Source organism: Acinetobacter amyesii (assembly GCF_023499985.1).
In the GTDB taxonomy this organism is placed as follows: Bacteria; Pseudomonadota; Gammaproteobacteria; order Pseudomonadales; family Moraxellaceae; genus Acinetobacter; species Acinetobacter amyesii.
This window is the reverse complement of sequence record NZ_JAMCOU010000031.1, coordinates 126201-139334: the sequence shown is the minus strand read 5'-3', so window position 1 is coordinate 139334 and position 13134 is coordinate 126201. Positions and strand designations below refer to the sequence as shown.

Sequence of the window (13134 nt, the reverse complement as noted above, 5' to 3'; positions counted from 1 at the left end):
TTAAACTTTCGGCCAAAGATTAAGCGAAATACCCACACAACTGTGTTTTTGTCTTATAATTTAGCCCGCTAGCTATCAGCCCGCTCAAGAGATATTTGTATGACAACTATTATCAAGCAAGATGACTTGATCACATCGGTAAAAGATGCGCTTCAGTTCATTTCTTACTATCACCCACAGGACTTCATCCAAGCGATGAGCCGTGCGTATGACCGTGAAGAAAACAAAGCCGCAAAAGACGCGATTGCACAAATTTTAATTAACTCTCGTATGTGTGCAGAAGGCCATCGTCCTATCTGTCAAGATACGGGTATTGTGAACGTATTTCTTGAAGTGGGCTTAGACGTTAAATTTGATTTAACCATGAGCCTAGACGATGCAATCAACGAAGGTGTACGTCAAGGTTATCTTGAAAACTCAAACATTCTTCGTGCATCAGTATTAGCTGATCCTGCTTTTGGTCGTAAAAATACCAGAGACAACACCCCTGCTGTAATTCATTACAAACTCGTTCCGGGTAATAAAGTTGATATTACTGTTGCTGCTAAAGGTGGCGGTTCAGAAAATAAATCTAAGCTTGCAATGCTTAATCCTTCTGACTCTATCGTAGATTGGGTACTTAAAACTGTTCCAACAATGGGTGCAGGTTGGTGTCCTCCTGGTATGCTCGGTATCGGTATTGGTGGTACTGCTGAAAAAGCCATGATGCTTGCAAAAGAAGCATTGATGGAAGAAATCAACATGGACGAACTCCTTCGTCGTGGCCCACAAAACCAAATCGAAGAACTTCGTATCGAAATCTTCGAAAAAGTAAATGCTTTAGGTATTGGTGCTCAAGGTCTTGGCGGTTTAACGACTGTTCTTGATATCAAAATCAAAGACTACCCATGTCACGCTGCAGGTAAACCAGTGGGTATGATTCCTAACTGCGCTGCAACTCGTCATGCGCATTTCCAATTAGACGGTTCAGGTGTAGCGCATATTCAAGCGCCTAGCCTTGAAGACTATCCTGCAGTAACTTGGGATTCATCAACGTCTAAACGTGTTGACTTAGATAACATCACTCAAGAAGAAATGAACTCTTGGCAACCAGGTGACACACTACTTCTTAACGGTACAATCTATACGGGTCGTGACGCTGCGCACAAACGTATGGTTGACATGTTAAACAAAGGTGAAGAACTTCCAGTTGACCTAAAAGGTAAATTTATTTACTACGTTGGCCCTGTTGATCCAGTCGGTGACGAAGTCGTTGGTCCTGCTGGCCCAACAACTGCAACACGTATGGATAAGTTCACACGTCAAGTACTTGAAGCAACTGGCATGTTCGGTATGATTGGTAAAGCTGATCGTGGTCCTGCTGCTGTTGAAGCAATCAAAGACAACAAAGCAACTTACCTCATGGCTGTCGGTGGTGCTGCGTACTTAGTATCGAAAGCGATTCGTGAAGCTGAAGTGGTTGCTTTCGCTGACTTAGGTATGGAAGCGATCTACAAATTTGTTGTAAAAGACATGCCAGTATCTGTAGCTGTTGACGTAAATGGTACTTCTGTACACGCGACTGCACCAAAAATCTGGCAAGCAAAAATTGGTAAAATCCCAGTAGTTGATGCTGCTGCGAACTAATTTCGCCACATTCAAGATCTAAAAAAAGCACCCCATCGGGTGCTTTTTTTAATGTCAATATTTAGGCTGTTTGTCGAATGACATTCGCTATTTAATATTTTCACACACTCAAAAACACGAGCTAATTACATTACCAAGTTAATGGATTCCACAGTTTAAAAGGCTTGGTCAACTGCACATCTTCCGCAGGATCATAATGAGGTGCTTTCAACTTCTGCGCACTTTTCCGCACTTTTCCAGTGTTTTGATCTTCTGCCACAAAGTTAAAACTGTTGGATTTCAACTCTGTAAATGCGATTTCATTTCGACCAATTTTTTCAGGCATGAGCAGCAATGGCCCTGAAACCGTTCTTTTACTGGATAAATTCTCTTCATCATATTTAATGAAGTAAGTTTGACCTGCTTCAACATCAAAGTCTAAATATTTAGGTTTTTGAAAATGATTCACCCCCAAAGGGCGACTGGACGATAAGCGGTAATTCCCTGCCGGTAACTCCACCCAGTAATAATGATTATTCAATAAACTTGGAATACGCTCACTGTTCAGAAATAAGCTGCTGGCCACAATTTCTTGACGATTCCATTTACTGTCTGGACGATATAAATACACAATCGCTGCTTGATCATGTTGAGCTTTCACTTCTTGAAAATGTCGACCTTGTTTCTGATTGATCCAACCACCAATGGTAAACATACCCAATCGATATTGCTCAATATGATCCGGTTTACTTTCAGGATCCACGGGCTTTAATGTTGAAGCCAATGACGTTTGCTCAATGGCTGATTTTCCATGACAACCCAGCAGCGCTACACTGCTTAAAAGTAGAATTGCAACTCCACGCATGATTATCCCTCACTGCGTCTTTTTTTATTTTTACACTTTTGTTTTCAGTTTTTTACATTCAGGCATCCACGCCATCCTGCTGAGATTAACATTCTGCCTTTATTTTTGGAAATAAAAAACGTGTGCAAATCTTGGATTTACACACGTTTCAGACGAATAGCGCTTAAGCAGATTTAGAGTTCACAACTTTTAAATCTGACTTCGGTGCAGCTTCTTCAGTTTTCTTTGGTTGACGTTCTGATTTAAATTCAGGTTCCGCTTCACCATTAATCACCGCTTCATTGATGACAACCGTACCCACATCTGAACGACTTGGTAGGTCATACATCGTTTCAAGCAATGAATTTTCTAAAATCGAACGTAGACCACGCGCACCCGTATTACGGTCAAGGGCTTTTTTAGCCACGGCACGTAATGCTGAGTCTTCAAATACAAGGTCAACATTTTCCATTTCAAATAAATATTGGTACTGACGTGTCAATGCATTTTTTGGTTCTGTCAGAATCTGCATCAATGCTTCTTCGTCGAGTTCTTCCAAGGTGGCAATCACAGGTAAACGACCAATAAATTCAGGAATCAGACCAAATTTAACCAAATCTGTCGCTTCAACTTGGCGGAATAAGTCAGATAATTTTTTAGTTTCATCTTTCTTACGCACTTCAGCTGTAAAGCCGATACCACCTTTTTCTTGACGCTGCTGTACGATTTTCTCTAGACCAGAGAATGCGCCACCACAGATAAACAGGATATTTGAAGTATCAATTTGAATAAATTCTTGCTGCGGATGCTTACGACCACCTTGAGGCGGAATCGACGCAACCGTACCTTCGATCATTTTCAATAACGCTTGCTGAACACCTTCACCCGATACATCACGAGTAATAGATGGGTTTTCAGACTTACGGGTAATTTTGTCGATTTCATCGATATAGATAATGCCCTTTTGCGCTTTTTCTACATCGTAATCGGCTTTTTGAAGGAGTTTTTGAACAATGTTCTCAACGTCTTCACCCACATAACCGGCTTCAGTTAAAGTCGTTGCATCTGCCATCGCAAATGGCACATCTAAAAGACGCGCAAGTGTCTGAGCAAGCAGTGTTTTACCTGAACCTGTTGGTCCAACCAACATGATGTTACTTTTCGAAATCTCTACACCGTCTTCTGGTTTTTTACCACTGGTGCCAACTTTTAGGCGTTTATAGTGGTTGTATACCGCAACAGAGAGGGTCTTTTTCGCAACATCTTGACCAATCACATATTGGTCAAGCGCAGCACGGATTTCATGCGGTTTTGGTAAAGGACGAGTTGCCCAGTCATTTGATTCAACTTGCTGACTGGTCTGAACTAGGTCAAGACATACGTCCACACACTCATTACAGATGTACGCGTCCTCACCTGCAATCAGTTTCCCGACTTCAGACTGCGTTTTACCGCAAAATGAACAATGCTTTTGTCCTTGAGGATGTTCGGACATATTCACTCCAATAATTAATTCTTTAAAACTTATGGGCGTTTAGATAAAACTTCGTCCACAAGACCGTATTCTTTCGCAGCTTGCGCTGTCATAAAATTGTCACGGTCAGTATCTCGAGCAACAGTTTCGTAGTCTTGACCACTATGCTCTGCCATTAAACGATTTAAACGTTCTTTGATGAATAGAATTTCACGTGCATGAATTTCAATGTCAGATGCCTGACCACGGAAACCACCGAGTGGTTGGTGAATCATGACACGGGCATTTTCAAGACAGTAACGTTTGCCTTTAGCACCGGCATTAAGCAGGAATGCACCCATGGATGCTGCTTGCCCCATGCAGTAAGTCACAACATCAGGTTTAATAAATTGCATGGTATCGTAAATCGCCATACCTGCAGTAACCGAACCGCCTGGTGAGTTGATATATAAATGAATATCTTTATCTGGGTTTTCTGCTTCTAAGAACAACATTTGGGCAACAATCAAATTTGCCATGTTGTCTTCAACTTCACCGGTTAAAAAAATCACACGTTCACGCAAAAGGCGTGAATAAATATCAAAAGAACGCTCGCCACGAGATGACTGTTCTACCACCATCGGCACTAGTGCGTTTTCAATTGTTGGAACATACATACGTTATTTATTCCTAAATTTTTCTGACTCAACCCATAATTCACAATATGAGGGATATTTGTCGAAATTGCAAAAGATTCCCAATTAAATAACAGATATTTTTTTCATAAGCATTGTGAAATCAGGACAACTTATTTGGGGGCAAATTTCGATAAAAAAAGGCGCTTAATGCGCCTTTTTTTGAAAGCTAGAAATTAGCCTTGTTGACGAGCTTGTTGCTCTTTCAGTAAGTCTTCATAGCTCACAGTTGTATCAGTTACTTTAGCAGAAGCTAAGATGTGATCTACAACTTGGTCTTCTAGTATAACAGCTTCGATTTGAGCACGTTGCTGTTTATCGTTGTTGAAGTATTCGATTACTTCTTTAGGATCTTCGTAAGAAGAAGCCATGTCTTCGATGTAAGCATCAACACGTGCAGCATCAACTTCAATTTTAGCATCAGCTAATACTTTGCTGACTAATACACCAAGTTTAACTGATTTTTCAGCTTGCTCTTTGAATAGGTCATCTGGAAGCATGCTTGAATCAAACGCTTTAGCGCCTTGAGCACCAAACTGTTGAGTGAATTGTTGGATCATTTGTTGACGTTGACGGTCAATTTCTTGAGCAACCATTGCTTCTGGAAGTTCTACTTCGTTTGCAGCTACAAGGGCATCAAAAGTTGCACCTTTCACTTGGTTACGAAGACCGTTTTTCACTTCACGTTCCATGTTTTTACGCACGTCAGCTTTCAGTTTTTCAACGCCTTCTTCTTCAGTTAGACCGAAGATTTTTAAGAATTCAGCATCAACTTCTGGAAGTTTTTGTTTTTCAACAAGCTTAACAGTGATTTTGAATTGAGCAGCTTTACCAGCAAGGTTTTCAGCTTGGTAGTCTTCAGGGAAAGTTACATCGATAACTTTCTCTTCGCCTTTCTTCATACCAACGATACCGTCTTCGAAGCCAGGGATCATACGACCAGAACCAAGAACGAGTTTAAAGTCTTCAGCAGCGCCGCCTTCAAACTTCTCGCCATCAACAGTACCTTCAAAGTCGAAAGTTACTTGCATGTCTTTTTTAGCCATGCCTTTAGTTTCAACCCATGAAGCACGTTGTTTTTGAAGATTTTCAATCATCTTCTCAACGTCTTTGTCGTCAACTGAAGTTGCTTTACGTTCAACTTCTAGGCCTTCGAACTTAACTTCAACTTCTGGATAAACTTCTACAGTTGCTTCATAAACTAAAGCATCATCTTTCATTTCAGTTTTTTCAATGTTTGGCATACCAACAGCATTGATTTTTTCTTGTTGGATCGCTTCGAATACTGTGTCACGAATGATGTCGTTTACAACTTCTTGATAGATACCAGCACCGTATTCACGACGAACAACGTTTACAGGTACTTTACCTGGACGGAAGCCGTTGATCTTCACAGTTTTGGCAGTGCGTTTCAAGCGAGCTTCAAACTGCTCGTTAATACGGCTCGTCGGTACAGATACATTTAAACGACGGGCAACGCCCGAAACCGCTTCAGAAGTTACTTGCATGGCTTCCTCGATAATTTGTTAGTTAAAACAGTTTTAAAAAAAAGTGCCACATTATATGACAACAATTAAAGATATACAAAAATGGATTATAACACTATAAATTCAGGCATGGATGCCCTTCTTATTTTTAGAATTTTTCAGCTTAATTCGAAGAAATATTGATTATTTTTTAATTCACCATTGAAAATGAGAAACTTTCTCACTATTATTCTTAATGATATTTTTTTAATTTATTTTCATATATTTATCTTGTCCATATTTGGTATTCTTTTATGAGTAAATTTAATCTCAACCCTCTTTCCGCTGCTTTATTTGGGGCAATTGTAACTACTACGAGTTTCGCACATGCTGAAACGACTGAATCTCAAGCTCAACAGATGGAAACCATTGTTGTTTCTGCAGCGGGCTTTGAACAAAAGATCAAGAATGCTCCTGCTTCAATCAGTGTTGTTACAAAAGCAGACATAGAAAAGAAAAATGCTTCTAGCATTGCAGATTTACTAGCTGACATTCCGGGCATTGATATTCGTGACGGTATTGGTAAAACATCCGGCTTAAACGTAAAAATGCGTGGTCTAGGTAATGACTATAGTTTGGTTTTAATTGATGGACGTCGCCAAACAACATCTTCTGACGTAACTCCAAATGGTTTCGGTGAATCATCAAATGGTTACTTACCACCCCTTGCTGCAATTGAGCGTATTGAGGTCATTCGTGGTCCTATGGCTACTCGCTATGGCTCAGAGGCAATGGGTGGTGTAATCAACATTATTACTAAAAAAGTGTCTGATACATGGACTGGTAATGTTACTGTGAGTGGTAACCTCATGGAACATAATGGGGAAGCCGACTCAGCAAAAACCAGTTTTGTTTTAAATGGCCCTCTTATAAGCGAACGATTAGGGATGCAGCTACGCGGTTCTTATTTGGACCGTCAAAAATCTGAACGTATTCCAGGTACATCTGGCCGTGACCCACGCCCAAGTGAAGCAGATAATTTTGATTTTGGTGGTAAATTATCCTTTAACTTAGATGATAAAAATAGTTTCTGGTTAGATGGCTTCCATTCAAGTCAAAACTATAAAAATGATGATAATCGACTGGGCACTCAAGACACACCGAGCCGTGCTAATGGTTATAAAGACGAACTAGAATTTAACCGTGATCAAATTTCTGCTGGACATGAGGGTAACTATGATTTTGGTAAATGGTCATCTTACGTAAGCCATACAACTACTGAAACCGTAGGCCGTACTATTCCACGAAACACATTCCCATTAAATGCATTTGCAGGTACAGATCGTACATTAGAAAACACTGACTTTGTTGCTGATACACATATCGTCATGCCTATTGCAGATCATAAAATCACATTAGGTGCCGAATATAAAGAAGCAGAAATTGCTGACGATATTGCGGGCGTGGGTTCAAAATTCAAAAAAGACTCATTATCTTTCTACGCTGAAGATGAATGGCGCCTTTTAGATTCAGTTGCTTTAACTTTAGGTGGACGTTATGAAGATCATTCAGGTTTTGGTGGTCACTTCAGCCCACGAGCATATTTAGTTTGGAATACTAATGAAAATCTAACACTGAAAGGTGGTGTAAGTACGGGTTACAAAGCACCTTCTGCAAAAGCATTACACAATGGCGTGATTAGTGTTAGTGGTCAAGGTGCAACTTTTGGTGTCGGCTCTCCTAATCTTAAACCTGAAGAATCCACCAACTATGAATTAGGCTTTAATTATAACAAAGGTAGCTTTGACTTAACCACAACGGCATTCTTTAATAAAATTGAAGATCTGATAACTGATGGAGCTGACCTTTGGAACTGTTACTCTGAAACAAATCCAAACCAAGCAGGTTGTGTCAGCTATGGTTCCCATATTACTCAAGATAGTTTTTCACAAAGTATTAATGCCAATGAAGCAGAAACTAAGGGCATTGAAGTTAGCTTGAAATACAGCATTATCCCTGAATGGGATATTAAAGCTGCATATACCTATATGGAAAGTGAGATCACAAAAGGTGAAAATAAAGGCTCGTACCTAAATAACGTACCCAAAAATGCTTTTAATATGACATCTACTTGGCATATTAATCCTTCACTCGATGTTTGGTTACAGCATGAGTATAAATCTGATCGTAAACGTTATAGTACAGTCCAAACTGCTGGTGATGCTGGCATCATTTATGCTGCAACTGGCAATAAGTTGAAGGGGTATAATTTATTTAACCTCGGTACAAGTTATAGCCTTAACGACAATATTCGTATTAATGGTTCTGTAAATAACTTATTAGATAAAGACTTCACAAGCAATGGAACTTATATCAATAGCCAAGGTGTAGAGACATCTTACTATGACTACATGACTATAGGTTCTTCAATGGCTGGAACTTACTTAGCTGGTCGTAACTACTGGTTATCCATTTCTTATGATTTCTAACTTTTAGTACTTATAAAAGACAAAACTAAAAAACCTGCTTCGGCAGGTTTTTTTGCATTAACAATTACGATTTATGCTTATTCAATTCACAATCATAGCTTTATTTATAATCTCAATTAAATATAAAAAAACAATATATTTTATCAATATTAAATAAAAACATAGCCTTAATTAATACTTGTTATATCATTACATTAAATACTACTATCACAATATGATTATTTATCGTGATTTACAATTACATAAAGATGTAAGAACAAATAAGAATCATTATTATTCGCATACAAATTCACTATTCCAAATCGGGTTCGAAATGGCCTTCATTAAAACACGTAAGAAAATTGTTTCTTCAGCAATTGCTTCTTCTCTTTCTGTCATTGCTGTTAATGCAGTCGCGCAAGAGCAAGTTACTCAACTTCCAACGATTAACCAAGAAGTTGTTGCTGAAAAGGCACCAAGCTTAAAAGTTGATAAATCTGCGAATGCTAAATTTGTTGCTCCCCTTCTTGATACACCAAAATCTGTATCAGTGATTTCTAAGCAACTGATTGAAGACACGCAAGTCACAACTTTAAGTGATGCTTTACGTACAGTACCTGGAATTACCCTCGGTGCTGGTGAAGGTGGCAATCCAAATGGCGACCGTCCATTTATTCGTGGTTATAACTCTGAAAGCTCAATGTATGTTGACGGTGTACGTAACTCAACTTCTCAAAACCGTGAGATGTTTGCTGTAGAGCAAGTAGAAGTTACCAAAGGTTCAGCTTCTGCTATGGGTGGTGCAGGTACTTCTGGCGGCAGTATCAACATGATTTCGAAAGTTGCGAAAAAAGGTGACTTTTTAGAAGGTTCAGTTGCTGGTGGAACAGATGCTTATGCACGTGTGACGCTTGATGGCAACAAAGATTTTGGCAATGGGATTGCTGCACGTGTTGCCGTTATGGGACACATGAATGAGAAAGCAGGTCAAGCTGATGGTGCTGAATACAAACGTGCTGGTATTGCACCAAGCATTACTTTTGGTTTAGATACCCCTACTCGTGCAACTGTTGGCTATTACTATCTAAAATCGGACGATATCCCTGATTCAGGCATTCCTTATAACAACCCTTTTGCAGCAACAAATGCAAATGCTGGCCTAAATGGTAATGGTAAGCCAATAGATGTAAAACAAGGTATGTATTACGGCTGGAAAGATCGTGATTTCCAAAAACAAGAAAATCACATTGGTACTATCAAGCTAGAACATGACTTAACTGACGATTTGACATTGACCAATACTGCAGTTTATAGCAAATCTAAAAATGATTACCTTTGGACGAACCCTGATGACTCAAAAGGTAATTTTTTTGATAAATCAACCGGTCAATTAACGGGAAATGTATGGGCACGTGCAAATTCACGAATTGCGGATACAGATGGCTTTACTGATCAACTGGCTTTAACTGGTAAATTTGACACAGGCTTTTTAAAACATCGTTTTAATTTGGGCGCAGAATATTCAGATCAAGAAACAGATCGTACCCAGTATATTATTGACGGCAAAAACTCGACAGGCTCTGCACATCAATCTTGTCCGGCAGATTCGATCGCAAATGGTTGGTGTACATCAGTGCAAAACCCTGACCGTGGTAATTGGACAGGCTCTTTAAGTACTGCTGGCGCAGATCTTTATAATATCGAAACTAAAAATACTTCAGTATATTTCCTTGATAGCATTGAATTACACCCACAATGGATCTTAGATTTGGGTGTACGTTGGGATGATTACTCAACAGAGCAAACGATGACTTATGGTGCGCTCAACAGCAATGTGACCTCAAATCCTGCTAAAGCTCAAGCTGGCGATAAAGTATCAATCAAAAATGAAAAAGACTTTATTAACTGGCAAGCAGGTTTAACATTTAAACCAACTGAAAATAGCAGTATCTATGCAAGCTATGCGACATCCTCAAATCCAGTCGGTGTTGATGGTGGTGATGGCTCAGAAGGTATTACTGCAGCAATCGAAAACCTTAAACCCGAAGAGGTTAAAACTTACGAGTTAGGAACGAAATGGGATGTATTAAACGACCGTTTAAACTTAACTGCTGCAATTTTCCGTACAGAAAAAACCAATACACGTGCAACAACAACAGAGGGTACTACAAGCAACATTGGTGAAACACGTGTTGATGGTATCGAACTTGGTGTTACAGGTAATGTAACTGATAAGTGGGCTGTAATGGCAGGTTATACCTACTTAGACAGCGAATTAGTTGACGGTGGTTTCACGAAAGTCGGTGACGACTATGTTGCAAATCCAAGCAATGGTAACCAAGTTCAAAACGTTGCGAAAAACTCAGCAACACTTTGGACAACTTACCAAGTCCTTCCACAGTTCACAATTGGTGGTGGCGCTACCTACATGGATAAAGTATTTGGTAATGCTACCAATACGAAATGGGTTCCAAGCTACGTACGCTACGATGCCATGGCGCGTTATACCGTTAACAAAAATGTGGATTTACAGTTGAATGTAAATAACCTTTCTGACAAACGTTATTTCACTAAAGCCTACGCATCTCACTATGCCACTGAAGCAGAAGGTCGCAGCGCAGTTCTATCTGTTAACTTCAAATACTAAGAAAAAATAAATACCATAAATAATTTATGGTATTGACTCAAATAGCCTCGCTTCGAGGCTATTTTTGTATATGATCAAAACATTAATATTACAGTTCCAAAGGGTTAGGCCGTGATTCACCATATCCCAAATGTATTGAGTAAAGAACAGGTCAACTACTTCCGCACAGAAATGCAAAAAGTAGAATGGATTAATGGTCAAAAAACTACGGGCTCACTGTCTAAAAATGTAAAAAACAACCAACAGCTAGATATAGACCATCCATTAACACAGCATTTAGGTGACATTATTCTGCATGAATTGTCACAACACGCGCTTTTTACATCAGCGGCTCTCCCCCTCAATATTTTGCCGCCCTATTTTAACCGCTATGAAAATGGTGAAACGTTTGGTTTCCATGTCGACAATGCCATTCGCTGGATGCCCGACAGCAATCAAAAAATTCGTACCGATTTGTCCTGCACGATTTTTCTAAGTGAACCCGAAGAATATGAAGGCGGTGAACTTGTGGTAGAAGACACCTATGGCTACCACGAAGTGAAATTGCCTGCCGGAGATTTGATTTTGTATCCATCTACTAGTGTGCATGAAGTTACTCCTGTGACTGCAGGCTGTCGTATTGCGTCATTTTTTTGGTTGCAAAGTATGATCCGTGAAGATGCTGAGCGTCACATGTTATTTAATCTCGATCAAAGCATTCAAAATTTGCGTATGCAATTGGGTGATGCACATAGTGAAGTCGTCAAGTTGACTAGTCTGTATCACAACCTCATCCGCAAATGGGCCGAAATTTAAAGCTCAAGGTCAATAGACATGGACAAACTGACAATGACTGATCACAACATTTTAGCGCCACTCACTCAGATTCCAGCTCATTTGCAAACGATTGCAGATTATGAAGTCGAGGCTGAAAAACACCTTTCCAACATGGTGTGGCAGTACTTGCAAGGCGGCTCGATGGATGAACACAGTGTCCTTGGCAATTTGTCTCAGTTTGAACAGATACAACTGCTACCACGTATGCTGAAAGATCTAACCCAAGGTCATACCCAAATCGAAATCTTAGGGCAACGTTTCCCACATCCTATTTTTGTAGCCCCGATAGGTCATCAACAACAATTTCATCCTGACGCCGAAGCTGCAACAGCCCTCGCTGCCGAAGTCCTTGGCAGCAATATGATCCTCAGTACGTTTACCAATACAGATATGCGTGAGTTAAAGCAGGACAATCCGTACAAATGGTTCCAATTGTATTGGCAAGGTGAGCGCGAAAAGTCATTATCACTGGTCAAGATGGCAGAAGAACATGCTTACACAGCGATTGTAGTAACCATTGATTCCCCGCATACAGGGATTCGTGACCGTGAACGTCGAGTGTTTTTCCATTTGCCTGAAGGCATGCAACATCCGCATACCCCTGCACATATCCCATTGCCTGAGCTCAATGATGGCGACCATCCCGTATTTAACGGTCTGATGAAAATCGCACCGACATGGGCCGATATCCTTTGGCTCAGTCAAAACACCTCATTACCGATTATTTTAAAGGGCATTGTCAGTCCACATGATGCTGAACTTGCCCTGCAACACGGTGTACAAGGCATTATTGTGTCGAATCATGGTGGGCGCGTACTGGACGGTTGCATTTCCCCTCTCACCGCCTTAGAACTGATTAAAAAAGTTGTGCCTAAGGATTTTCCAGTTTTATATGATGGTGGTATTCGTCGTGGTTCAGATGTGTTTAAAGCGATAGCCTTGGGTGCATCTGCCGTATTAGTCGGCCGTCCCTGCATTTATGGTTTAGCTACAGCGGGCGCTTTAGGTGTTGCCCATGTACTCAAAATACTGAAAGAAGAATTTGAGATTACAATGGCATTGATGGGAACAGCCACCGTCGATGAGATTAATAAAGATTATATTTTTCAAAAAAGCTAATTTTATAGAAAAATATTTTCC

The 13134-nt window shown here is 40.0% G+C and carries 9 protein-coding genes; 5 read left to right on the top strand and 4 right to left on the bottom strand.

The annotated features are described in order from the left end of the window. The first annotated feature begins 99 nt into the window (after positions 1-99). Complete coding sequence (locus tag M5F03_RS09325) at positions 100-1626, top strand: fumarate hydratase (RefSeq protein ID WP_180121538.1); 1527 nt, start codon at positions 100-102, stop codon at positions 1624-1626. Positions 1627-1756: 130 nt separating this feature from the next. On the opposite strand, the gene M5F03_RS09320 is transcribed toward M5F03_RS09325, so the two are convergent. The 4 genes from M5F03_RS09320 to tig form a co-directional block, all read right to left on the bottom strand. Next, entirely contained in the window at positions 1757-2470 is a 714-nt protein-coding gene (locus tag M5F03_RS09320; protein ID WP_180177784.1) for a DUF2846 domain-containing protein, read from the bottom strand. A gap of 163 nt (positions 2471-2633) precedes the next feature. After that, positions 2634-3944 (bottom strand): ATP-dependent protease ATP-binding subunit ClpX, encoded by a 1311-nt coding sequence (gene clpX, locus M5F03_RS09315; protein WP_111884049.1) that lies wholly within the window; start codon positions 3942-3944, stop codon positions 2634-2636. A gap of 29 nt (positions 3945-3973) precedes the next feature. Beyond that, positions 3974-4579 (bottom strand): ATP-dependent Clp endopeptidase proteolytic subunit ClpP, encoded by a 606-nt coding sequence (gene clpP, locus M5F03_RS09310; RefSeq protein WP_078192707.1) that lies wholly within the window; start codon positions 4577-4579, stop codon positions 3974-3976. A gap of 194 nt (positions 4580-4773) precedes the next feature. Further along, positions 4774-6105, bottom strand: a complete 1332-nt coding sequence (gene tig / locus M5F03_RS09305; protein ID WP_180084696.1) for a trigger factor — start codon at positions 6103-6105, stop codon at positions 4774-4776. Between the two features lie 272 nt (positions 6106-6377). Between tig and M5F03_RS09300 the strand changes: the two genes are divergently transcribed. From M5F03_RS09300 to M5F03_RS09285, 4 genes are all read left to right on the top strand, one after another. Further along, entirely contained in the window at positions 6378-8552 is a 2175-nt protein-coding gene (locus M5F03_RS09300) for a TonB-dependent receptor domain-containing protein (protein ID WP_249708127.1), read from the top strand. 313 nt (positions 8553-8865) lie between these two features. Beyond that, complete coding sequence (locus M5F03_RS09295; protein WP_249708126.1) at positions 8866-11178, top strand: TonB-dependent receptor; 2313 nt, start codon at positions 8866-8868, stop codon at positions 11176-11178. Positions 11179-11289: 111 nt separating this feature from the next. Continuing rightward, on the top strand, positions 11290-11973 hold the full coding sequence (locus tag M5F03_RS09290) for a Fe2+-dependent dioxygenase (RefSeq protein ID WP_078192711.1): 684 nt from the start codon (positions 11290-11292) through the stop codon (positions 11971-11973). Positions 11974-12006: 33 nt separating this feature from the next. Next, positions 12007-13113, top strand: a complete 1107-nt coding sequence (locus M5F03_RS09285; protein WP_249708213.1) for an alpha-hydroxy acid oxidase — start codon at positions 12007-12009, stop codon at positions 13111-13113. The last annotated feature ends 21 nt before the right edge of the window (positions 13114-13134 follow it).